General features: G+C 56.0%; 21 protein-coding genes. 8 read left to right on the top strand and 13 right to left on the bottom strand.

Annotation, left to right across the window (positions count from 1 at the left end; translation table 11 throughout):
* The first annotated feature begins 1 nt into the window (after position 1).
* The gene (locus LVY71_RS16885) at positions 2–898 is read left to right on the top strand and encodes a glycosyltransferase (protein ID WP_235101004.1); all 897 of its coding nucleotides are present in this window, start codon (positions 2–4) and stop codon (positions 896–898) included.
* Here LVY71_RS16885 and pseI read toward each other — a convergent pair.
* A complete protein-coding gene (gene pseI / locus LVY71_RS16890) occupies positions 883–1932 on the bottom strand; it encodes a pseudaminic acid synthase (RefSeq protein ID WP_349629898.1) in 1050 nt (349 codons plus the stop codon). The two genes, LVY71_RS16885 and pseI, sit on opposite strands and share 16 nt — an antisense overlap.
* Positions 1933–1979: 47 nt before the next feature.
* Entirely contained in the window at positions 1980–3383 is a 1404-nt protein-coding gene (locus LVY71_RS16895; RefSeq protein ID WP_235101006.1) for a glutamate-1-semialdehyde 2,1-aminomutase, read from the bottom strand.
* A 217-nt stretch (positions 3384–3600) separates the two neighbouring features.
* On the opposite strand from LVY71_RS16895, the gene LVY71_RS16900 reads away from it, so the two are divergent.
* On the top strand, positions 3601–4854 hold the full coding sequence (locus LVY71_RS16900) for a GNAT family N-acetyltransferase (RefSeq protein WP_235101007.1): 1254 nt from the start codon (positions 3601–3603) through the stop codon (positions 4852–4854).
* A gap of 24 nt (positions 4855–4878) precedes the next feature.
* On the opposite strand, the gene LVY71_RS16905 is transcribed toward LVY71_RS16900, so the two are convergent.
* The 6 genes from LVY71_RS16905 to LVY71_RS16930 form a co-directional block, all read right to left on the bottom strand.
* Positions 4879–6186, bottom strand: coding sequence for an FAD-dependent oxidoreductase (locus tag LVY71_RS16905; protein ID WP_235101008.1), 1308 nt, complete (start codon positions 6184–6186; stop codon positions 4879–4881).
* 168 nt (positions 6187–6354) lie between these two features.
* On the bottom strand, positions 6355–8124 hold the full coding sequence (locus tag LVY71_RS16910; protein WP_235101009.1) for an ABC transporter ATP-binding protein: 1770 nt from the start codon (positions 8122–8124) through the stop codon (positions 6355–6357).
* 58 nt (positions 8125–8182) lie between these two features.
* The gene (nusG, locus tag LVY71_RS16915) at positions 8183–8701 is read right to left on the bottom strand and encodes a transcription termination/antitermination protein NusG (protein ID WP_235101010.1); all 519 of its coding nucleotides are present in this window, start codon (positions 8699–8701) and stop codon (positions 8183–8185) included.
* On the bottom strand, positions 8698–9357 hold the full coding sequence (locus tag LVY71_RS16920) for a winged helix-turn-helix transcriptional regulator (protein WP_235101011.1): 660 nt from the start codon (positions 9355–9357) through the stop codon (positions 8698–8700). Before LVY71_RS16920 ends, nusG begins: the two co-directional genes overlap by 4 nt.
* A gap of 240 nt (positions 9358–9597) precedes the next feature.
* Positions 9598–9852, bottom strand: a complete 255-nt coding sequence (locus LVY71_RS16925) for an acyltransferase family protein (protein ID WP_235101012.1) — start codon at positions 9850–9852, stop codon at positions 9598–9600.
* Between the two features lie 241 nt (positions 9853–10093).
* Positions 10094–10351 carry a helix-turn-helix domain-containing protein gene (locus LVY71_RS16930; RefSeq protein WP_235101013.1) on the bottom strand — a complete coding sequence of 86 codons (258 nt, stop codon included), beginning with the start codon at positions 10349–10351 and terminating at the stop codon, positions 10094–10096.
* Positions 10352–10491: 140 nt separating this feature from the next.
* On the opposite strand from LVY71_RS16930, the gene LVY71_RS16935 reads away from it, so the two are divergent.
* Both LVY71_RS16935 and LVY71_RS16940 read left to right on the top strand, forming a co-directional pair.
* Entirely contained in the window at positions 10492–11244 is a 753-nt protein-coding gene (locus LVY71_RS16935; RefSeq protein WP_502797602.1) for a YqaJ viral recombinase family protein, read from the top strand.
* Positions 11231–12502: an ERF family protein gene (locus LVY71_RS16940; protein WP_235101015.1), complete on the top strand. Its 1272-nt coding sequence runs from the start codon at positions 11231–11233 to the stop codon at positions 12500–12502. The genes LVY71_RS16935 and LVY71_RS16940 overlap by 14 nt, the downstream gene beginning before the upstream one ends.
* Positions 12503–12608: 106 nt before the next feature.
* Here the strand turns inward: LVY71_RS16940 and LVY71_RS16945 are convergent, their stop codons facing one another.
* Entirely contained in the window at positions 12609–12953 is a 345-nt protein-coding gene (locus LVY71_RS16945; protein ID WP_235101016.1) for a helix-turn-helix domain-containing protein, read from the bottom strand.
* A gap of 141 nt (positions 12954–13094) precedes the next feature.
* On the opposite strand from LVY71_RS16945, the gene LVY71_RS16950 reads away from it, so the two are divergent.
* Positions 13095–14006, top strand: coding sequence for an NAD-dependent epimerase/dehydratase family protein (locus LVY71_RS16950; protein WP_235101017.1), 912 nt, complete (start codon positions 13095–13097; stop codon positions 14004–14006).
* 350 nt (positions 14007–14356) lie between these two features.
* Positions 14357–15484: a glycosyltransferase family 4 protein gene (locus tag LVY71_RS16955; protein WP_235101018.1), complete on the top strand. Its 1128-nt coding sequence runs from the start codon at positions 14357–14359 to the stop codon at positions 15482–15484.
* A 37-nt stretch (positions 15485–15521) separates the two neighbouring features.
* Here the strand turns inward: LVY71_RS16955 and LVY71_RS16960 are convergent, their stop codons facing one another.
* Positions 15522–15863: a hypothetical protein gene (locus LVY71_RS16960; protein ID WP_235101019.1), complete on the bottom strand. Its 342-nt coding sequence runs from the start codon at positions 15861–15863 to the stop codon at positions 15522–15524.
* A 196-nt stretch (positions 15864–16059) separates the two neighbouring features.
* Here LVY71_RS16960 and LVY71_RS16965 point away from each other — a divergent pair, with 196 nt between their 5' ends.
* On the top strand, positions 16060–16989 hold the full coding sequence (locus LVY71_RS16965) for a class I SAM-dependent methyltransferase (RefSeq protein ID WP_235101020.1): 930 nt from the start codon (positions 16060–16062) through the stop codon (positions 16987–16989).
* 18 nt (positions 16990–17007) lie between these two features.
* Positions 17008–18021, top strand: a complete 1014-nt coding sequence (locus LVY71_RS16970) for an MraY family glycosyltransferase (RefSeq protein WP_235101021.1) — start codon at positions 17008–17010, stop codon at positions 18019–18021.
* A 1-nt stretch (position 18022) separates the two neighbouring features.
* Here the strand turns inward: LVY71_RS16970 and LVY71_RS16975 are convergent, their stop codons facing one another.
* Genes LVY71_RS16975 through rfaE1 form a run of 3 tightly spaced genes read right to left on the bottom strand, consistent with a single transcriptional unit; the run spans position 18023 to position 22736 of the window.
* A complete protein-coding gene (locus tag LVY71_RS16975; protein WP_235101022.1) occupies positions 18023–19948 on the bottom strand; it encodes an SDR family NAD(P)-dependent oxidoreductase in 1926 nt (641 codons plus the stop codon).
* A 2-nt stretch (positions 19949–19950) separates the two neighbouring features.
* Positions 19951–21267 carry an O-antigen ligase family protein gene (locus tag LVY71_RS16980; RefSeq protein ID WP_235101023.1) on the bottom strand — a complete coding sequence of 439 codons (1317 nt, stop codon included), beginning with the start codon at positions 21265–21267 and terminating at the stop codon, positions 19951–19953.
* A complete protein-coding gene (gene rfaE1 / locus LVY71_RS16985; RefSeq protein ID WP_235101024.1) occupies positions 21264–22736 on the bottom strand; it encodes a D-glycero-beta-D-manno-heptose-7-phosphate kinase in 1473 nt (490 codons plus the stop codon). Before rfaE1 ends, LVY71_RS16980 begins: the two co-directional genes overlap by 4 nt.
* Positions 22737–22908 lie beyond the last annotated feature (172 nt).

Raw genomic sequence — 22908 nt, forward strand, 5'->3', positions numbered from 1 at the left:
AATGCAGAGTATCAACGATCAACAGCGTGCTTCCTTTGTGCAGCTTATTGCGGACGGCAGCGCGACGCATGGATACGGTCACATCAGTCGCAGTCGCGAGGTGGCTGATGCATTTTCTGAAAGTGGTTTCGAAGTTGAATTCATCAACCTGCTCGAACGTCCCTCAGCAACCCTTATCGACCATGGCAAACCGGGACTAGTGATTATCGATCTGCCCTATCCGGACGATACTTGGCTCAATTTAGCGCGACGAAGAGGCAACAAGGTGATCGGATTGGACTACCTTGGACAAGGCAGCCCGGACTGCCTTGTCCGCATGAACCAACCTCTCACCCCAATTCCCTGCGGCCGGCTTTTTTTCGGACTGGAGTATGCGATTATCCGAAAGTCCGTTCGCGACGCGACACCTTCGAGGGGAGTTTACGCACTGGTGAGCATTGGCGGCGCGGACGTCGGAAATCATGGTTTCACAGCCGCGACGACCTTAAGCACCTTGGGACTCAAGACGGTTCTCGTGCGCGGACCACTCTCCCAAGACATCGGCGAGGCCGCTGCGGACTTCACGATCGTCGAGAGCCCCCCCGACTTTTCCGGATTGCTTGCCAGAAGTTCGTGGGTCGTTAGTAACGGCGGCACGACCATGGTTGAAGCAATGAGTTTGGGGAAAGCCGTCTATGTAATTCCGCAAACATCTGAAGAAGAACGCTTTGCAAGACCGCTCGGCGCGGCCGGTCTGCTGCTGGGGGTTGGCTCGCACGGACTGCGCGTGCCCACCGAGGACGAAATCGTATCGACAGGGCGTCGTGCCCGAAAAGCTGTCGACACCCGCGGAAGCGAAAGAATTGTAAAACTGGGACAGCAGCTTCTTGGACAAAAGCACTTTCATCCTGAAGCTTGAACCATATCCCAGCCAAGAGGCTCACCGAAAGCTATGTCCCGGGAGGCCTGTCGTCCCAGAATTTTTGGCAGATATTTTGGAGCTAATCCATTGCCCGGTCTGATGGATCGCACGTTCTCCGCTGAAAACATCTCACCTTTTGCGACCGGTTTGACGGCGTAAAGTGATCGCCGATGCATAATGCTTCCCTTCTCGCTCCCAAGAAGATCGTAGTTCACCTTTCCGACAGCCGCCCATGCTGCCTTGCACTCATTAACGAGGTTGCGGAATTCGTCTTGGTCCAGCGAAAATTCAGCATCATGCCCACCGTCAGCGCGGCTGACGGTGAAATGCTTCTCTATGATGCAGCCACCCAGAACAACCGATGCAACCGATGCACCAATACCAGGCGTGTGGTCCGACAAGCCCGCGACGCAATCGAACGCCGAAGCCAAGTGAGGCACCGTCGCGACATTCGCATCTTCAATTCCGGCAGGATAAGCACTAACGCAGTGCAGAAGAGCGATCTGAGTTGCACCTGCTTCTCGCGCCGCTGACACCGCTTCCCCAATCTCACCGAGATTGGCCATGCCCGTGGAGATAATCATGGGCTTGCCGCGTTGAGCAACGTAACGGATCAGCGGAAGATCGTTGGCTTCGAATGAAGCGATCTTGTACGCCGGTGCATCAAGTGATGCGAGAAGATCTACTGCGGTCTGATCAAAGGGCGTCGAAAAGAGTGTGAGGTTCCGTTTGCGCGCCCGCTCGAACAACTCTGGGTGCCATTCAAACGGTGTATAGGCTTCCTTGTACAAATCGTAGAGCCGATATCCGTCCCACAACCCGCCACGAATGAGAAATTCCGGTCTATCGGAATCAATCGTGATTGTATCCGGCGTGTAAGATTGAATCTTGACAGCATCAGCGCCGGTATCCGCGGCGGCGTCGATCAACATCAAGCAACGCTCGATATCCAGCTTATGGTTCGCCGAAATTTCAGCAATCACATAAGGTGGGAAATCGGGACCTATCTTGCGTCCGGCAATTTCAATCACTGGATTTTCCATGATATACGAGCTGCGATTGTCACGAGAAGCCATATTCAGAGATGACCGCGACAGCCGGCCTCGTGCGGGCATGTGGTGCTGGGGCACACGCCGGTACAGCCGACATACTTTCGAAATACCGGGCGAGCGGCCCCACCGACGAGAAGCTCATTCACTCCGTACTGTAGCGCATAGCCATAAACGAAGCAGGCCTCGTCAAAGGCTTCCAGTATCCTGGCAACATCTTCTTCGGTGTGCGTAAAGCAGGCAACATAGAAGCCCTGAAACAATACTCCGCGGCCGATCATTTCCTGCATAAGCAACATGCGAAGCGAGGGTGAAACGGTTCCAGTCGCGTCTTTGCATGCAAGCGACACACGCCACGGCGACGCAAGAACAGTAATCGCACCTGACAGCGAATGACGGGCGATAATTTCGCGCATTCCGGCTGCAACTTGAGCAATCAGTTCACGGTGTCGACCGATAACGTCGCGCTGCGAGTATTCGGCAATAACGGCGCGAGCAGCAGCAAGTGTATGCGCCTCGCCGCCATGCGTCGAAGACAACAGAAAGACTCTCGGCCTTTCGGTCTGCTTGATACCACCAAGCTCCATAATATCCGCGCGGCCGGTCAACGCGCAAAAGGAAAAGCCGTTGCCTATCGCCTTCCCCCATGTCGCGAGATCAGGCTTGAGGCCAATCTCCGTATAGGAACCAGGCAGGCCGGCGCGAAAGCCGGTGACCATCTCATCCACGATGAAAATGGCGCCGTTCGATTTGGTAATTTGCTCGATGCTTCTGATTGCTTCTGGCGACGACGGCACCGCTTCTTCAGGCTCAGTTATAACGCACGCTATTTTACCGGGGTATTCTTCGAACAGTTGACGAAGGGTCTCCGGATTTCCAGAATCGTACGTCACCGAGAAACGCCGGACGCCGTCGGGTATGCCAGCGCGGACAGATGTCGCGCCGATAAACCAGTCATCGAAGCTGTAGAACGGATGATTGCCAGGAAATGCCACCAATTCCCGCTGGGTGAAGGCACGCGCTAGTTTCACCGCAGCAGTCGTGACGTTGGACCCGTTCTTTGCGAACTTGATCCTGTCCATCCCCGGCGTGAGCGCAAGAAAAGCTTCCGCAACTTCCAGCTCGATCGATGCTGGCCGCTGAAATGCCGCCCCTCTTTCCAGTTGCTCGCGAACGGCCGCGACGACCGGCTCGTAAGCATGCCCCAAGCTTACCGCGCCGAGCCCGAGAGCACAGTCGACATACTCGTTATTGTCGATATCCCACACACGCCCGTGCCTGCCTCTCGCAATAGCCGCCGGCGCTAAAACAGGAAATTGGTCGTCGCCTTTGGAATAGGTGTGAGCCCCTCCCACGATGACTTTATGCACGACCGCCCTATAGCGATCCGACCGCGCAAAGTTTGTCACTGTACGAAGGGGCAAATTGGTCATTGGGCATCCGATGGACGATATTTGCTTGGAAAATTGCTACCGCAGTCGAGGTGAAAATCACCCGACTCCCGGTCAGCCGAAAGGCATCAAACTAATCCTGCCGAAAGCCGATCCAATCGGTTTCCGGAAGACCATGGGTCGCCCAACCCCATGTTTTCTGGCATTTATCGGCGTCAATAGCCAAAAATCCATGGACGCCCTATAGCATGTTCATGCTATGAACGTCAATCAAGGCACCGAAAGCGTGGAAGCCGGTATAGAACACGAATACGCGGCATCGCCAAAGACCAGGCACATGGCCGGCAGCACCACTGACCAACACTCGCGCCAAACAGCGGCTGCGCAAAACTGGGACGCCACGTTTATGAAAGTTGAACCGCTGGACGACCAAAACCTTGCCAAGTGGGACGAGTTTGCCGAACGATCCCCCGACGCTTGGTTTTGGCACACCAGCCATTGGATGAGCTACACCCGCGCCTATGCGGGCAAAAGCTTTCAGCGCAATTTGTCCTTCTGGGTCACGCGAGGCGGCGCGAGACTTGCCATTGTTCCATGTTTTCTAGAAGTCGGCCCCGCGGTTCTATCGCTATATCACGATGACGTTGACGGCACAGATCGTCCCCGGTTGACTTACGCAGGCGTCCCATTGCCAGCGCCCGCCTTAGTCGGCGATTTGACTGCTCAGGGCCGGTGGGAGGTCCTCGAATTTGTCATCGGACACCTGAAGCACCTCGCAGCAAATCACTGCGTGGAAACATTTCAGCTTATCTCACCCGCTCTGGCCCCTGGATTTCTTGGGTCATCCCTGCCTCTCGCAAATCCATACGCTCGATATGGAGCGCTCGATATCTCGCGCGCCACGCAGATTATCGACCTCAGAAATGACACCTCTAAGCTCTGGACCGCAGTCAGGCACGGCCACCAGTATGACATTCGTCGAGGCGAGCGCTACCTCACGGTCAAGATTTGGCACGGAAACGAGCTGCCGTCGTCGATTTTCGAGGAGTATCGCGCTTTACACGCGAAAGATGCTGGACGCGTCACGCGATCAGAAGAAACATTTCTCATGATGCGTGAGTGGATTTATCGCGGCGAAGGCGCGTTAGTGCAAGTTATGAATGGCGACAAATCGGTCGGGTTCATCCTGCTCATCGTTTACGGAAAGGGAGCGTTCTACGCATCAGGCTGCCGGGATCCTGACGACATAAAGCTACCTGTTTTTCATGTTGCGCAATGGCAGCTCATACAATGGCTAAAGCAACATGACGTCTGGTTCTACGATATCGGCGTTCAGCAATTTTCCAGACAGTGGTATGACAACCCCAGCGCGAAACATATGAACATATCGAAGTTTAAGCGTGGCTTTGGCGGCACCACCGTTCCTCTTCACGTCAGCGAATTTCATCTGACAGAAGCGGGTCTGCGCACGGCCATTACTTATCGTCTCGAGAAAACGTATGGACCCATTTGATCCGCGCTCAGTTCAATGCGTTCTTCAGGTCGTTATAGCCCGATAAACTTCCCGGAACACAGATGGAATGATCCGGCTGATGCTATCAACCTCCAGTCCAATATATGGATAAACAATATTGGTTGAAGGGCGGAGGCTAGCACGAAAGTCGGCAAGCATCTTCAACGGATCATGCGTCGAAACAAAGCCCTTGTTCGCGCCAAAAAAATGATACTCAATCAGCGGGTTGTCATGTTGAAGCAAGCCCAGCTTCTCAAGATATGAACGGCAAGCTACAGCCCAGGTTTTCTCCACAATGACCATCTCCCCCAAAGGGTAAGCGAACTCAACCTGAACCTTGTCGTTCTCGCCGCCGGCAATCTTGCCAGGAAATGAAATGCGGTTGATCGGAACCCCTCTCTCACCAACCAGAATTTCATGATAGAAAAACGGAAGCTCTTGTTCGAAAATAAAGCTTCCGAGACAAAGCATCTGCGGATGAGCCGACGGAAACGGCACACCAAGCAGTCTTCCGACTATGGCGAGAGGCGCGCACCAGAAGTACCGATCAGCTTCGTACAATACACCATCGACATCGACAGACTGGATTCTCTGACTATCTGGGTCGATTGACACGTCCAATTTCGAAAACCCCTGGATAATCGTGGATTTCTGCGGATCTATCTTTTTAACGACCGCGTCGATAAAGCCACCAAAGCCACCATTTGACGGATACATAACCAAGTGCTCGCCCTGATCGCGAACCTTTTGGTGAAATCGATTCCATTCATGCTTACCGACAGATTGTTTGATGCTCCGCGGGAAGAACCACGGATACACCTGATCCATCAGATCGGGTTCAGGCTTACCGTTCTTGAGTTGCCAAGATAGCGTTGGGTACGAAGGAAGTATTTCATCGAACGCAAGACGGGCCAAATATTCGCCATAGACACTCGCCAGATCTGCCTGAGTTGGAGAACAATCGATCGTATCGACAAACTCCGTCTTTTCGACCGAACATCTGATCGCCTCCGGCCATTCGGAAATCGGCGCGTTGTAGGGCATTGTATGCCCCTTGATCGCGATCCCCCTTTTCAAGGCAAACGTATGAAACTGGTTATGCAAAACCTCGGAAAAAAAGCGGGTAGCAAAGGGCGAACGATCGCAATCGAGAGTGTGGTACCCGAAATCAAAGGTATCGCCTCGGCGATTACGAAATGAATTGTTGGTTCCGCCAAGACGCTGCTCTTTCTCCACCAGTAGAACACGATATCCATTACCACTCAGAATTAGCGTGGTAATCAGCCCCGAAATGCCGCCACCAATAACAATTGCATCAAATTTGGTAGCCATCATCGAACCTCGATCATCAAATATCCGAACACATCGCTTAAACGCATTCGCATTTCTTTGTAACAATACAGACTTTTTGCACCCACTAGGCGCAACCCGGTGAAGCACTAATCAGGGCAGATCCCCCACGAAACGGCAATCCCCTCGCAACGACGCAAGGTAAAGTCTCTAGTGACAACGCGCGACAGGCGCGGATTGCACCTCGCCCGCCACCTGAGAATCCGGTTTTTCGACTCGCTCAACTTTACCATTGCTAAGATGGAAGACGATCTCGGCATTACGGATAAGAGCGGGGCGATGCGATATCGCCACAATAGTTATCCGACCCTTCAATCTTACCAGTGCCTCGGTGACAAGTTCCTCAGTTTCGATATCCAGTGAACTCGTCGCTTCATCCAGAACCAAAAGACGCGGCGAACCCAGCAATGCTCGCGCAAGCGCAATGCGCTGGCGTTCACCTCCAGACATCCGACTACCATGATTGCCTACAACGGTATCGAGGCCTTCAGGCAGCCGACCGACGAAATTGGCCGCCGCGGCCTCGAGCGCCGTGCCGATTTCCTCGTCTGTGGTCTGCGGGTTTATCCAGCGGAGATTTTCACCAATGCTCGCATTGAACAGGACCGGATCTTGTCCCAGATAACCAATGCCCCTCCTCCATGCGAAACTTGGCAACTGATCGATCGCATATTTGTCGATCTTCACGACGCCCGAGCTGGGACGTCGCAAGCCAAGAATGCAATCCAACAAGGTCGTCTTTCCCGAGCCAGTATGACCTGTAAACACCACAAATGCCCCGGCAGGTATGTCGATATTCACGTCGGTGAGCAGCTCCCGCGAACCGAGCAGGACTGACACATTTTCCAGGGCTATGGAGGCCGGCGCAGAGCCCGGCCATCCAGGCGGCGTATCGTTACCTGATGCTTCATGGCGCAATGAGGCTTCCCGCAACAGACCTGACAGCACATCGAAAGCTGGTGCGTGAAAATCGACGATCTGCAGATTCTGGCGCAATGCGGTGATCTTGGGAAAGAGTCTTACGAAAATAGCAACAATCACCAGTACTGCACTGACATCGACAGACAGCAACTTCGGCCCCAAGACGATAAGCCCAACGATAAGAAGACCGCCGCTATACTCGAAAATGGCCCTGACGACCTGACCGTCGAATGAGTTTCCGAAGCTCAATGTTTCTAACCGGCCTACCGCCCGGACAAATCGGCTCAAGGCGCGATCTTCCGTGGCTGTCGCCTTGACGAATTTTGCCCCACCAATGATCTCGTTAGCATCAACCATCAGATCAGCATTTACTTTTGTTAGTTCAGCCCCGAATCGCGCAGCGCGCACACTCCACCATCGCGTTAATGCAAACAGCAATACGCCGAATCCGACGAGAAGCGCTACAACCCACGGGGCGATAAACAACGCAACAACGATCTGAACAAAGATAAAAAGCGCGGCCGCGATTATAAGATTGACCTGCGAAAAGACGAGGCCGATCCGGCTTGGCTCATTCGTTATCGCCGCAACTAGGTCACCAGTCCTGTGAGAAACAAAGAAACGAAAGTCTGCCGCCAGGAATCCAGCGAATATTCGTTGCTGCCAGGAAGCGACATAAAATGCTTGAAGGCGAGAGGCGAGATGAGAATAGGCAATAAAGGTAATGGCACTTGCTGCAATTAATACAATTATCAGGCCAGCAACCGCTCCGGGGCTCGGCGAAACATTGAGTAGCCTCAGGCCCTCCGCTGTTATCCGACTAACCCTATCATTCGCAACCAAACCTTCTCCACCAAGACTGCCTAACAGTGGCAGCAATGATGCAATTGTCGCACCTTCGAGAACGGCATTTACGAATGTAAGCAAAGCTAACGTCGGCAGCTTCCATCGAAGCGTCGCCCAAGCATCCTTAACGATCGCGGACAATACTGGGTTCACAGCGCTTCCCGGTTAAAGGACCGACAGGAAAAGCAGCAGACCGCAACACACGATCTCATTACGCTAGCTCGATCATATCTGCGCCTGCCACAACCTTCACTTTCCGGCCTAGCAGATCCAGGAGAATCTCGACCCTTTCACTGTCCGTGCGCGCCTGAAATATCCCGCAACACGAATCGAATGCGCCCTTCAAAATACGGACGGCATCGCCTGTCTTAAAACGCGATGCCGGCGAGATTACGGAAGAAAAGCCATCGGCTTTTTCGCGCTGCTTGAGAGTCTCGATAACATCCGTCGCAATTTGCGCTGGCGTTCCTTCGTGCCCAACGAGTCTCTTGATACCAATCGTAGAATTAATGGCGCGCCATCCTTGCGCTTTGAGGTCAATTCTGACGAAGACATAGCTCGGAAACAACGGCGCTCGGACAACGTTAATTCGCCGCGCGTGACGCACTGTCCGCGGGTAACGCGGCAAATAAACCTCAAACCCCTGTCGCGCCAAATTTGCGCAAGCCTTTGATTCAGCTTGCGTCTGTGTCTGAGCAACATACCAAGCAGAATTCGCAAAGCCAGTCATGACACACGCCCCTTCGCCTTGCGTGGACGTAAATCGACCAATTCGGGAATGATGACGGCATCAGCGCCGAATTTTTTTCTTGCACTATTGATCAATACGTCAACTTCAGGCGTCGAAAACAACGATGTCACCAGCGCGCCATCCACCTGATCTTCAATTGCGTCAAGATCGTCGACAACAGGCAAGCCGACAAATCGGTCAAGCGTATTTGATGGGGCGACCATGCAAACGAGGACAATGCCGGTGTCTATCGCACAAATCGTGGCGATCTCCGCAAGATCCGAAACACCTAACAGAACAAGCCGCTTGAGTTGCCGCTCTTTCGCCGTTTCCAGGGCCTTGATGCAGTCCGCCTTCGCTTTTCGGAAAAATCCAAACGACGACGACAGATACTCAACGGTCAGGCGGGATTTTTCCGCGAAGCCTTGCGGCGTGAGGTAATATGCGTAACGGCGCGCTGGCGCCTGACTAGCTTTCACCAGCCCCTTCTTGATGCAACGATTGAGATACGCATTCACGAGGCCAAGAGCGATTCCGAGTTCGGCCGCGAAATGCCGCTGCGAACGCGCCCCGTCCTGCTCTACGGAATTCAGAAGACCGAGAATGATACGGTCGCTGTCGTCCTCGCGCCCGTTTTCGGGAACCGCTCGCTCCATCACCTCACTCCTGCATCGATTTCCTTACCGTGTTCATTGGATGAACGTCAAGAATAGCCATACAACTAAGACTAATATATTGATATTACCGCGAAATTATGAATTTTGTCGAACCTTGACGTCGTCGGTTGCGTCGCAACGGAGCTCGCGTTCAGATAGATCTTGCTATTGCAGCCCCGGCGCGGGGACGCGCATCTACAGAGACTCGCATCTTTTCCCGAAGGCGACCGTCTACCGCGATCAGCAGGACGGCCGGCGCGAAATGAAAGTAGCGGTATCCTGCTTTTCTATGTTCCTAAAAACGAGGTAGCCGCTCAAAAGAAAAAACAGCACCACGCCGCCCCGCCCGAGCGATACCACGTGATAGGATGCATCGCCCAGCGCTACCCGGGCGGGAATAAAGTGCCCTAAGTTGACCATCAATATCGCGATCCCGCGCAACGCGTCGAGCGAAGGAATTCGATTAACATTAGGATCTGACGGCAACGATTTCACGCACTCTCTGCCATTAAAGATCATTCTCAGATGGTCTCTTCACTACGCGGATCGAGATTTATCGCACAGATTTCTTTCACGTCGCAGGCTGCCGATCCGATTTTAGCTACATATTGCAGCAAAGACGCCGCTACCCGCAGATCGGCCAAGAATCACGAAGATTCATCTGCCGGAAGTAGCGGAACCGGCGAGCTTCGCAAAAATTCTCCTAGTTGGTCAGAGCCACTCTGAATGAGCCCAATCATTCACAGCCGGGTTTACTTCGCAAACGCACCCCCGGCCCTTTGCTTCCTCCAAGAAACTCAATTCCGGCAGAGTCAAAGGCGGCGCGCAATTTTTGAACAGTGTCCTCCCGCCCTCCTAATTCACCATCCTCTGATTCCAGCCGCTTAACAGTTGGAACGGACACTGCAGCTCTCTTCGCGAGATCCTCTTGGGACCAGCTCAACAAAGCTCGCGCCGCTTTGATTTGCCTAATTGATACTTTTAGTATTGACACACATGCTCCGAATAGATACTTTTAGTATCGCTATATCGATGGTGCGATCTAAGAAGGAGTTTCTAAATATGGCTACAAGAGAACAAACAAAACGACAAGATCGGCGGAATTTCATAGGCGGCTCGGATGCCCGTGTCATCATGGGGAAGAACGAAAAGGCCCTACTGCAACTTTGGAAGGAGAAGCGAGGCGAGGTCGCTGGCCCGGATCTCTCGGGTGAGTTGATCGTCCAATTGGGGCTGGTGACGGAGGACCTCAATCGGCGCTGGTTTGAGCGTCAGTCAGGGCATCGCATCGTGGCCGTCCAGCGCCACGCCATTCATCGGGCGTTTCCCTGGATGGCGGCTACCCTCGACGGGCTGGTGGATGCAACCGGCGCGGTGTTCGAGGCCAAGTTCATGCTGCCATGGTCGTTCTCGGAAGGGGCGGCCGCCGAGAAACATATGGCCCAGCTTCAGCACAACATGTTGGTCGCCGAGACCAAGATGTCGGTGCTGTCGATCATCAATGGTGGCGGAAAATGGGTCGAACTCGCGATCGAGGCCGATCCGATTTACCAAACCGTCCTGATCGCCGCAGAAAAGGCCTTCTGGCGCGCGGTCAAGACGGGTGAGCCACCGGCACTGTTCGACTGCGAGCCACCCAAGCCGCGGATTGAAGCTGTCCGGGTGGTCGATATGAACGCCTCCAACTCCTGGGCCGAGTTTGCATCCCTCTACCTTGAAACACGCAACGCCCATCTCTCCCACGAGCGGGCCAAGGGTGAGCTCAAAGTACTGATGCCGGAGGACGCCAAGGAAGCCATGGGGCATGGCATCCGCGCCAAACGCTCCAAATCTGGGGCGGTGACCTTTGATCTGGTCGACATGGAGCGCGCCCATGCATCGCTCTAGTGAAAGCGTGGCCGCGATCGCGACCGCTCTGGCCAAGGCCCAGACCGAACTCACCAACCCGGAAAAATCCATGGTTGGCATGATCCATCACAATAATCGCGGCGATAATCCCCAGACGTTTCGTTATGCGTCGCTGTCGAGTGGTCTCGAGATTGTTCGCAAAACCTTAGGTGGCCAGCAAATTGCCGTTGCCCAAACCACCGACATCGACCAGGCGAATGGTTTGGTCAATCTGACTACAATCCTGATGCACACCTCCGGGGAATGGATTTCGTCGGACTGGCCGGTCTGCCAGCTGTCGGACGCCGCCGCGCCGCGACGAATGGGAGCGGCACTGACCTACGCGCGGCGCTATGCCTTGTTCACGCTGGTTGGCATCGCGGGAGAAGATGATCTGGACACGCCCGATCTCCAAAATTCTGAAGTAAATCGGAAAATTGAATCTGCTGCCAACTATCAGAATGGAAATTCTCAACATGCTGGCGCCTCTACGGGGCCCGCGGCTTTGAGTAAAACGCAAGCGGCTGTTGCTAGGGACGCACTGGATGTCGACGCTTCATGCTCAATGCGGCTTCAAGTTCAATCTAACATCGATACATTGACCACGATCGAAGATCTGCAGGCGTGCGCCACAGATATTCTCAAAGCAAAAAACCGCCTCGTGGCGAGCGATGCCAAGCTGATAGAACTAGCATTCACGGACAAGATGGCTGCGCTTCAAGATCAAGCACCGGGCACAAATACCTTCCCTTCGATCTTGGACAGCACGCCGAGCGACGATACTCAATCAACGTCTCGGTATACTTCCGGATCGGTCGGACCACCGAAGGAGAAGAGAAAGAAGCTAGGGAAAAGGAAACGCAGTGGAAGCGGAGAGAGCTTCGTTCCCATTCCAGTGGTTGTTGAAACTATCTCAACAGAACCGTTCGTCGATACAACCGAAAAGCCGAAGATCGACAAGAGCGAGCTTGCACTCAGCGAGCCTCGACGACATCGCGACAAAGCCCACTTGCGGTTTGTCGCCTCGCAGCCTTGTTTGATCTGTGAACGATCTCCCTCCGACGCCCATCATTTACGGTTTGCTCAACCCCGGGCCATGTCTCGCAAGACCAGCGATGAGTTTACGGTGCCCCTGTGTCGAGCTCATCATCGGGAAAATCATTGCTTCGGTGACGAGCGCGCTTGGTGGCAGAGGGTTAACCTCGATCCAATCGAGGTTTCGCGAAAGCTTTGGATCTCAACAAGAGGTTTAAAATAAGTACGCATCGGTTACCTCCAACAAGCCGCAGCCGCCATCAAACCAATCATGCCGATCTTGGTATTCGTCTTTGGAACTCTTACTCAGTAAGAGAGGGCCGCGCTGGTTACTTCGCTTTCCGCTTCTTATGACGTGCGGCCAGGCCATCTACCAGCACGAGCACCGTCTCCAACTCTCCCTCGCTCAAAACCTGAGCCGCGGCACGCAGTCGATCGAACAGAAGGGAGTGCCGGGATGGCTTCTCTGAGCATTCGCCAAAACCCAGAAGATCATTCGGCGTCGTATTCAAGACCTTTGCGATACGAATAAGTGTGGCCAGATCGGGTTCTCGATTGTCTTGAACATAATGACCGTACCGGCGCTCGCTCAGTTGGGCTCGATGGGCAACATCCGCACTGCTCAATCCCAACTGAGCGGCAGCTTCCCGAAGCTTTTTCCCAAACACCTTCATCGGAACAAAGTGTTCCGGAGGACTTGAACAGTCCACGTACGTTTTGTACGTTATATAGAGACCATTTTGTACCTAACGGTCTAGGACACAGGTCCATCAAATCGGTTCGCGATTCATTCCTTCATAGAGGACATTCAAAGATTGTCTCGCAAGAAAATTCTAGTGACTGGCGCGAGCGGGTTCTTGGGAAAGCATCTCGTGCCATTCCTTGTGCAGAACGGCTACGCGGTCAGAGCCGCAACTAGATTTCCGGACGCTGTACCGCAGGACCCGCAGGTCGAAAGCGTCCGAGTCGTTGACTTTACCAGAGCAGAAGTGGACTGGGCACCACTGGTCGAGGGCATCGATTCCATCGTCCATCTGGCCGGTGCGGCTCATACCCTGGTCACAGACGAAACCTATAATACAGTAAATCACCTCGCGACCAGGTCGTTAGCAATTACGGCCGCTAAAACAGGTGTGCATTTCATTCAAGTTTCATCGATCGCTGCTCAATCTGGTCCTATTTCAGCAAGCATTTTGACCGAACAAGATGTGCCAACGCCGGTGAATGCTTATGGTATCTCAAAGTTGCTCGCTGAAATCGCAGTGCGTGATAGCGGCGTACCTTTTACGATCCTGAGGCCGGTAGTTGTTTACGGGCCTGGTGCAAAAGGAAATTTTGAGACGGTCGAGAAGATTGCGCGCTTGCCGTTACCGCTGCCGGTCGGTGCACTCGAAAGCCGTCGATCCGTTTTATCAATCGAAAATTTTTGCTCAGCTGTTTTAACGGCAAAGAATGTCGATCAAGCGGTCGGTGAGACCTTTATCGTATCGGATCCAAATCCAGTGACCCTTGCGGAGATTGTACAAGAGATCCGGCGACGCAACCATCGGCAATCTAACGTCTTTTCTGTTCGCCCGTTCTGGCTAGCATGGACTCTTACCGCTATGGGAAAAGCCGACCTTTGGGACCGGATTGGGCAATCACTCGTTGCAAGCCCAGCAAAATTGATGGCGGTCGGCTGGAGCCCGGCTCCATCGAAATTTGCTGCACGTCCAAATACGGCATAGGGCTACATTCTTAGTCTGCTTGGCTTAAAGGACCGAATTCCATTACAGTTGCTCTGAAATGAATATTATTCCTCATTGACCTCCACTTAGCTATAGACACCTTCGCGCCCGCCATTAGCTAAGTCATCCCTGTTTAAGCAACCAGCGGTTTCCCCTATAGCGAAGCTTATACGCATTGCAAATGTGGACCCTCCATTTCGTTGCCGGGCAACTAAGGCGGTACTGGACGATTGAGTGTCGATGATATGGATACCGGCTAATGGGTGAATTCGCTTTTCAACGTTCCGGTACAATTGATAAGGATCATGGGATAGCAAAAAGTAAGAATCCCAAGTGAACAAAGTTATCTTATGAAACCCATCCTAATTTACGTGGCTTCGGAGGATTGGGCTTTTGTCTCTCATCGTCTTCCAATGGCCCGGGCCGCGCGCGATGCGGGCTTCGATGTTCATGTAGCAACTTCGGTGGGATCGAGTGCCGATGCCATCCGCGCCGAAGGATTTACGATTCATCCAATACCGTTCCGGCGTGGCGGCCTGTCGCCGCTTAGTGCGATTTCGACCATCCTGGCGCTCCGAAAGATCAAACGCACGCTCTCGCCATCCATCGTACATCATGTGGGCATGCAGATCTGCGTGCTGGGAGGAATCTCATCCCTCGGAATGACGACGCCCCAGGTCAATGCGATGACCGGACTCGGCTATGCTTTTACATCGACAACGGCCAGAGCTCTCCTTCTTCGCATCGTGATCGCGGTTGCATTGCGATTCCTGCTGAATCGGGATCACGCCATATTCCTGGTTCAGAATCCGGATGACCGCGCCGCGCTCGAGACGATTGGGATCGATCCCAATCGTCTCGTCCGCATTCCCGGTTCAGGTGTCGATACAGACAAACTGCTGCCGATGCCCGAGCCTGCCGGCCCAATAACAGTCGGATTTGCCGGGCGGCTTTTGACCAGCAAGGGCATTCGCGCCCTAGTTGGCGCGCACCGGATTCTGCGCGCACTCGGCGTGGACGTTCGCCTGCGCATCGCCGGAGATCCCGATCTGGCCAATCCTGATTCCGTTTCCTTCGAAGACGCAAAGCAATGGAACAACGAGCCCGGCATCACGTGGCTCGGCCATGTTTACGACATTACCTCGCTGTGGCGGGACTCTCATATCGCAGCACTGCCCTCCCACCGCGAGGGGCTGCCGAAAAGTCTGCTCGAAGCGGCGGCCTGTGCCCGGCCCCTTATCGCCACGGACGCACCAGGTTGCCGGGAAATCGCGATCCACGACCAGACTGGCCTGTTGGTGCCGATCGAAAATCCGCAAGCACTCGCCGATGCGATTGGCAAACTGGCGACCTCGCCGGAATTGCGAATGCGCTACGGCGCGGCGGCCCGGCGGCTCGTCGTCGAGAAGATGTCTGCACAGGCGATCGGCGCAGCAATCGTCGATCTTTACAACGAACAAATTCAGCGGACGAGTTGACGCCTTAACGTCCGTCGCCGACGGAATTCAGGCCAGGTCAGAAGGGCGAGAACCTGCGGGCTTCGCATTTATCGTTAATCACGGCTGGCCGCCAGTTTGCAACGGTTTCACCTTTCAGGAAGAATGTGAAATAGCGCAACTCAGAGCCGGCGCTTCCGCGCGAGCACACCGTCCACTTTTCGGGCCCGGACTGTGCCTCGTTCGGTCCGACGTCAGAAACCTCGGAACGGTTGACGTCCTTCATCGACTGCGTGATCTGGTGGATCCGTTCGAAGATGATTTTCTGTTGTCTTGAATCGGGTTCGGGATCCGGCTGAACCGAATCCTGCACATCGAAAAAGAATGTGCACCCCCCAAGCAATACAGTCGCAAGCAGCAACTGAAGCCACCGCACAGCTACCAATGATGCTCACTCCCGCCTGTCCGAGTATCTTACTATCGCTTTGAAGCTTCCATGAAAAGTGGCATCCGGGACTTGAAAAAGCGCTGCTGCATACAGGAGTATTCCAGGCGGACATTTCCGAAGAACATATCCCAAACACATATCGTGAGAAGGGGCGCGCCGCCCGAGGACGTTGTCACTCCTCACCGGTTTGATTAAACACCTTACACGACCGTGTTCCCTGAAACTCTTCATCCCAGCCTCGTGGAATCTCATGTCCGACCGTCCGTCCAGCAATATCGATCCTGCGGTCGCTGCGGGATTCGGTCACGAATGGTCGACCTTCCGTCAGGGAGAGGATAGTTTTTCCACGGAAGACCGAAGGGCTATTTTCGAGTCCTATTTTCATATTTTCCCATGGGACTGTTTGCCGGCTAACTCCGTCGGAATGGATGTCGGATGCGGCAGCGGCCGCTGGTCGGTGATGGTGGCGCCCCGCGTCGGCCATCTTCATCTGCTTGACGCCAGCCCCGATGCGTTGAACGTCGCGCGCGCGAATCTGGCGGCAACGCAAAATGTGACCTTTCATCATGCCAGCGTTGGGGAACTTCCCCTGCCAGATGGATCGCTTGATTTCGCGTTTTCGCTCGGGGTGCTGCATCATGTCCCCGATACGCAGGCCGCAATCCGCGAAATATCAACCAAGCTTAAGCCGGGCGCGCCATTCCTGATCTATCTCTATTATGCGCTAGATAACCGACCAGCCTGGTATCGCGCGCTGTGGAAGTTCAGCAATGTTTTCCGCGTCGTGATCTCGAAGCTCCCGGAAAAGCCGCGCCTGTGGATCAGCCAGATCATCGCTGTGTTCGTATACTGGCCACTGGCTCGCTTGGCGGCTCTTGTCGAACGGCTGGGATTTTCCGCTGCTGCCCTGCCGCTGGAGTCCTACAAGCATCGCGCCTTTTATGTCATGCGAACGGATGCCTATGACCGGTTTTGCACCCGCCTCGAACAGCGCTTCACGCGCGGGCAAATCCGGGACATGCTGACCGCCGCTGAGTTTCAGGACATTCATTTCTCAGATTGCGTACCCTACTGGTGCGCGGTCGGCATTAAGCGCTGAGCGGGTAATCCTCACTTTATGAATTCATTGCTCATCATCACGACTTCACTTGTCGCTTGCGTCATTTGCGCGATTCTTGTCGTGCTGCTTCGTCCTCTTCTCCAGCGCTATGCGCTGGCGCGACCGAACGCACGCTCGTCGCACAGCGTGCCGACGCCGCAGGGCGGCGGTGTGGCCGTGGTCGCTGCAACCATCGTGTCGGTGATTCTATCGGCATACTTTTTCGGCGCAGTGTCCGATCCGGCTCTGCTGACGGTCTTTGCCGCAGCGATCCTGCTCGCAGGCGTCGGCGCCTATGACGACCTGCGCACGATGCCTGTCCTGCCGCGTCTTCTGCTGCAAGCGGTCGCAGTCGGCATCGTTGTGGCGACCCTGCCGGAGGACTTCCGGCTCGTTTCGATGTTGCCGGTGTGGATCGAACGCGCCTTGTTCCTGATTGGCGGACTGTGGTTTGTCAATCTTGTCAACTTCATGGACGGCCTCGACTGGATGACGGTCGCGGAAGTCGTTCCCGTAACGGCGGCGCTGGCGCTGTTCGGCTTTTATGGGCAGCTACCTGTGGGCCCGACGCTGGTGGCGCTCGCACTCTGCGGCGCAATGGTAGGTTTCGCACCGTTCAACAGACCCGTGGCAAAACTGTTTCTCGGCGATGTCGGCAGCCTCCCGATAGGCGTGCTGCTGGGATGGTGCTTGCTGCAGCTTGCCGAAAGCGGACATCTGGTCGCGGCGCTGCTTTTGCCGCTCTACTATCTCGCCGATGCGACGATCACGCTTCTGAACCGCCTGATGAAGGGTGAAACGGTCTGGGTCGCCCATCGCTCCCATTTCTATCAGCAGGCGACCGGTAATGGCTTCAGCGTGATGCAGGTCGTCGGCGAGGTTTTCATTCTGAATGTCTTTCTCGCCATGCTCGCCGCGGCCTCGATCTGGTTGAAATCACCGTATGTTGAAGGAATGACGCTGGCGGTCGGCATCGGCGCCGTCGCGCTCGTGCTCAGCCGATTTTCCCGGCCGCGTGAACCGCTGCGGTAGATTACGCCGCGCCGCTCTTGAATTCGGGAATGGCGTCCTTCAACACACCCACAATGACGCTGCGCTGTTCGCCGCTGACGGCCTTGTCCAGCGTGGACAGCCATCGTTCCAGCGTATCGAGCGGCGGTTCATTCGGACGCGCGGCGACAATGCCCGCGATGCCGATTTCCGTGGTCGGCTCTTCGTGGGCGAACAGGATTTCGTTGAGACGCTCTCCAGGGCGAACACCGGTAAACACAATCTCGATGTCATAGCCCGGTTGCAGGCCGGACAGCCGAATGATGCGCTCGGCAAGATCAACGATCTTGACCGGCTGCCCCATGTTCAGCACGTAGACGGACACATCGGGGCGGACGGGACCGAGCGCGTGGGTTGCCGCAGTCACCACGAGATCGCACGCTTCGCGAATGGTCATGAAATAGCGGACCATATCCGGATGCGTCACGGTCACCGGTCCACCCGCTTCGATCTGCGCCTTGAACTTCGGCACCACCGATCCGTTCGAGGCCAGCACATTACCGAAACGAACGGAGATCAACCGCATCGGGGGCTTGCCGTTCGCCCGGCTCAGCAACTCCCGGTCGAGCGCCTGGCAATACATTTCTGCAAAACGCTTTGTCAGTCCCAGCATCGACACCGGCTCGATCGCCTTGTCGGTGGAGATCATCACCATCGCTTCCGCGCCGGCGCTTACGGCGGCATCGGCCACGTTGACCGTGCCGAAGATATTGGTCTTGACCCCCTCGCCCCAGTCTCGCTCGAGAATCGGAACATGCTTCAGCGCGGCGGCATGAAAAACGATGTTCGGCTTGAACTCCGCCAACAAGTGCATGATGCGCGCGCGGTCGCGAATATCGGCGATGCGTCCCTCAATCACCGCCGTTGGAAACTTTGCCGTCAGATTTTCCATCACCGCGTGCAGCGCCGGTTCGGCATTCTCTACGATCAGCAGACGCGATGCACCGAACGTCACCACGCGGTCGCAGATCTCGGACCCGATCGATCCACCGCCACCGGTGACGACGACGGACTTGCCTCTCACAAACGTCTCGAGACGCTGATAGTCGATCTTGACGCTCGGTCGCAGCAGCAGATCTTCGACTGCCACCGGAGCCAGCCGCGGGGTTTCACCGCTGCCTTCCAGCGACGGCAGACGACTCACCGTCAGTCCGAGCTTTCGGGCCCGCGTCAGCACCGATTCAGGCGATGCATCGGCCTCGAACGCCGAAGGCATCATGACAAGCCGCTCGATCGGCCGCTCCCGCCGCGAAAAGTCATCGACCACGTCGGCGAGATCGTCGATCCCACCCAGCACCGGAATGCCGCGGATCGATTGCCCGCGATCGGATACAGATGGTGACAACACGCCGATCGGCCATGTCCGCTTGACCGCACCGCTTTCGATGCCGCGCAGCAGCACCTCTGCATCGGCAGCCCGGCCGACCAGCAGCGTCGGCGCAGCGTCAAGACCGCGCGCCTGATTGAGTGTGCGGGTGTAGCGGAAATAGCGATAGGCCACGCGCAGACCGCCGAGAGCGAAGTTCTGCAGGAACCAGTAGATGATGATTGTCGTTTTGCCGAAGAAGAACGTGCCGTAGACGTTCGGGGCGATGAAAATGTAATCCAGCACCAGCAGCATCAGCGCCAACACCGATGATGCCTTCACGATGTTGAAGAAATCCGGCAACGAGATGAAGCGCCATTTGGTGGTCGTCAGCTTGAAGACGTAGCAGACGATCACACTGAAAATGACGAAGTACGGCAGAATGCGTAGCAGCAACGGCAGACGCTCAATCAGGCCGCTGCCCTCGAACCGAAGATAAAAACTGGCGACCACGGCGAAAACCGTGGCTAGCGCATCATGGATAATGATCAGCAGATTTCGCCATGTGAGGCCAGGAAATCTGATCCGGGATATACCAGCCATGGCTACGCCCGCCCTGCAGGCGCCACCGCCGGCGCGGTTATTCGCGGACTGGCCTCAGTCACCGCGGAAACCGGACGAGCGCGCGCGACCATGCCACCGGCGATACCGACAGCCAGCACGTAGATCCAGCCCTCGGTGAAATCGAACAAATGCGAATTGAGCAATGAACTGACGAAATTCTCGACCACCGCGACCAGTCCGATCCACGCAGCCAGTCCGGAGCCCGTAAACATCTTCAGGTGCAAAAACCACATCGCATACAGCACGAGGCAACCGATGATGCCCCACTGCACCGCCACGTTGAGCGTCTGGTTATGCGGATTGCCGATGATCTGGGCGGACGCGCCGGTCTGCCCGACTGCATCCTGCGCGAACAGGGTTTTGGTCGATCCCGTTCCGTGACCGACGAGCGGCGCTTCCTCCACGAACTTGATCGACTTGCGCCAGAATTCCAGCCGCTCGCCCACCGAGGTTATGGCGTTGGTGTCGCGATAAATCTGATACTCGGTGAAGATCATGGTCGTCCGCATTTGCAGATAGGGCGATGAAATCCAGCCAATCGCACCCAGGACAATCGCAGCGGCCATCACGAGCACGACTCCGCGGCTGCTGAAATGCATGACGGCGAAAATAACGAACAGTACCGGAATGCAGACGAACACAGTTCGTGAGCTTGCTACGAACACCATATTGGCGAGAAAGCCGACGCCGAGGATCGCCAGCAACGCAGCGGTTGGCTTTCTCCCCGTTTTCAGCAGATAGACGGCTGTCCCGAAGGCGGCGAAGGCGCAAAGCGCGAACTCCTGACTCTGCGCGATGTAGTTCTTGACCGGAACCCCGAGAGAACGTGTCGCATCAAAAACAAACCGGCGATCGACGAACATCAGCCATGACGCCAGCATGACCACCGTGCATGACGCAAGAAATCCGACACCGACCCACAGCCCGCGTCCCGACTTTTCAAAATGACGGATCAGGATCGGGATCGCCAGCAGCTTGGCGACTGGATTGATGCCCTGCAGCCGAGCGGCCCACGGAATATCCGTCGCCCATAACGTACCGACGACAGCCAGCGCAAAAAGCAAAACGGGCAATACACAGGCGGGACGTTTCAGGGTTTCGGTAAAGTCCCGCAGTTCAGCGGTCGGGATCAGCAACAGCAGCCAGACCACCGCGAAGATTGCCACAAGCGAGGTTGACCACGGCAGCGAGATGGCCAGAAGAACCACCGCGATGTCCGCCGCCTTGATCCATGCCGCCGTGTTGCGCCAGATCGAAGGCGAACCCCGAGCGCCAATGTCGGACGCATTCACAGTCATGCCCTGCTCTCGCGCGCACGCTTGACCAGAGACGTGGTGCTGTGGCCCGGCAGAATATCGACCAGCACGACCTCGCCGCCATTGGCCGCGACAACCTCGTGCCCAACCACCTGCTCGCGGGTGTAGTCGCCGCCCTTCACCAGCACGCTGGGCCTGATCTGTGTGATCAGTTCGAGCGGCGTGTCCTGTTCGAAGATAACGACGAGATCGACCGCTTCGAGCGCCGCAAGCACTTCGGCGCGAGCGCGCTCGTCCTGCACCGGCCGCTCCGGTCCCTTTAGGCGACGCACGGACATATCGCTGTTGAGGCCGACGATCAGGCGATCGCACGCGGCGCGCGCCTGGGTGACAACGCGGACATGGCCCGGATGCAGAATGTCGAAACAGCCGTTGGTAAAGCCGACGCGCAGCCCTTGGCGGCGCCATTCGGCGACTCGCGCGTCGAGATCGGCGGCGCTTGAGGCGATCTTCTCCTCCGCCGCGAGCGACGCATGGGGCAAAATGTTCCGTCGCAGTTCCGCCAGCGAAACCGTCGCCGTGCCGGGCTTGCTGACGGCCACGGCGGCGGCAGCCGTCGCGCAGCGCAACGATGTGTCCCAGTCCGTTCCCGCAGCCAGCGTCACGGCCAGCACCGCCACCACGGTATCGCCCGCTCCGGAGACGTCGCGCACCTTCGCCGGCTGCGCCGGAATATGGATCAGGCTGCCGTCGCGATGCGCCAGCGTCATGCCGTCTTCGCTCTGGGTGACGAGCACCGCCTCGGCATCCGCCGTGCGCAGCGCCTCAATCGACGCATCGGCAATGTCTGCGTCGGACTGGATGCGCCGCCGCGTCGCCTCGGCAAATTCCTTGCGGTTGGGCGTCAACAGCGTCGCGCCGCGATAGATCGCGAGGTTGGCGCTTTTCGGATCGACGATCACCCGCTTGCCGAGCTTGCGCGCGGCATCAATGATGTTGCGGATCACCCGCGCGGTCAGCACGCCCTTGGCATAGTCCGACAGCAAAACAATATCCGCGCGTGGCAGTGCGGCGATGACGGCATCGATCAGTCTGCGCTCGGTCTCCTCCGAAGCCGGAGCCGACAGTTCCCAGTCCGCGCGCAGCATATGTGTCGAGAAATGCTCCGACACGAAGCGTACCTTCCGCGTGGTCGGGCGCGACGGATCGATGACCAATACCGCCTCGATGAGTTTTTCTTTCGCGAGTTCAGCCTTCAGCGTTTCGCCCGCGGTGTCGTCACCGACGAGGCCGACGAAGATGCACTTCGCGCCCAATGAGGCGATGTTGCGCGCGACGTTGCCCGCACCGCCGACGTTGATCTCGCTGCGCCGCGCGGCGATCACCGGTGCCGGCGCTTCCGGCGAAATGCGCGAGACCTCACCGTAGACGAATTCGTCCAGCATCAGGTCGCCGACGCATAGCACGGTCTGGCGGACAATCGCTTGCGACAGCGCGTCAAAGTCAAACATGAGAACGCTCTAGTGTCCCGAATCCCGACGTTCGCTTTATTTTGCAGCGCCTTCCGCAGCGAACGTCGGATTCGAAAGGACACTAGATATTTATTAATTGCTAGTGGTCTTTGGTTCTGGCATTCGCAAAAGAGACCGCTGCAACGGGATGCGAATGCCAGAACCAGACCAC

It is taken from the genome of Bradyrhizobium sp. G127 (genome assembly GCF_021502575.1).
Classification (GTDB): Bacteria; Pseudomonadota; Alphaproteobacteria; order Rhizobiales; family Xanthobacteraceae; genus Afipia.

What these genes read in the sequence shown, in the direction of transcription:
- LVY71_RS16885 (WP_235101004.1), top strand. Translation starts at nt 2, where the DNA reads ATGCAGAGTATCAACGATCAACAGCGTGCTTCCTTTGTGCAGCTTATT.
- LVY71_RS16895 (WP_235101006.1), bottom strand. Translation starts at nt 3,383, where the DNA reads ATGACCAATTTGCCCCTTCGTACAGTGACAAACTTTGCGCGGTCGGAT.
- LVY71_RS16900 (WP_235101007.1), top strand. Translation starts at nt 3,601, where the DNA reads ATGAACGTCAATCAAGGCACCGAAAGCGTGGAAGCCGGTATAGAACAC.
- LVY71_RS16905 (WP_235101008.1), bottom strand. Translation starts at nt 6,186, where the DNA reads ATGGCTACCAAATTTGATGCAATTGTTATTGGTGGCGGCATTTCGGGG.
- nusG (WP_235101010.1), bottom strand. Translation starts at nt 8,701, where the DNA reads ATGACTGGCTTTGCGAATTCTGCTTGGTATGTTGCTCAGACACAGACG.
- LVY71_RS16920 (WP_235101011.1), bottom strand. Translation starts at nt 9,357, where the DNA reads ATGGAGCGAGCGGTTCCCGAAAACGGGCGCGAGGACGACAGCGACCGT.
- LVY71_RS16935 (WP_502797602.1), top strand. Translation starts at nt 10,492, where the DNA reads ATGGGGAAGAACGAAAAGGCCCTACTGCAACTTTGGAAGGAGAAGCGA.
- LVY71_RS16940 (WP_235101015.1), top strand. Translation starts at nt 11,231, where the DNA reads ATGCATCGCTCTAGTGAAAGCGTGGCCGCGATCGCGACCGCTCTGGCC.
- LVY71_RS16945 (WP_235101016.1), bottom strand. Translation starts at nt 12,953, where the DNA reads ATGAAGGTGTTTGGGAAAAAGCTTCGGGAAGCTGCCGCTCAGTTGGGA.
- LVY71_RS16955 (WP_235101018.1), top strand. Translation starts at nt 14,357, where the DNA reads ATGAAACCCATCCTAATTTACGTGGCTTCGGAGGATTGGGCTTTTGTC.
- LVY71_RS16970 (WP_235101021.1), top strand. Translation starts at nt 17,008, where the DNA reads ATGAATTCATTGCTCATCATCACGACTTCACTTGTCGCTTGCGTCATT.
- LVY71_RS16975 (WP_235101022.1), bottom strand. Translation starts at nt 19,948, where the DNA reads ATGGCTGGTATATCCCGGATCAGATTTCCTGGCCTCACATGGCGAAAT.
- LVY71_RS16980 (WP_235101023.1), bottom strand. Translation starts at nt 21,267, where the DNA reads ATGACTGTGAATGCGTCCGACATTGGCGCTCGGGGTTCGCCTTCGATC.
- rfaE1 (WP_235101024.1), bottom strand. Translation starts at nt 22,736, where the DNA reads ATGTTTGACTTTGACGCGCTGTCGCAAGCGATTGTCCGCCAGACCGTG.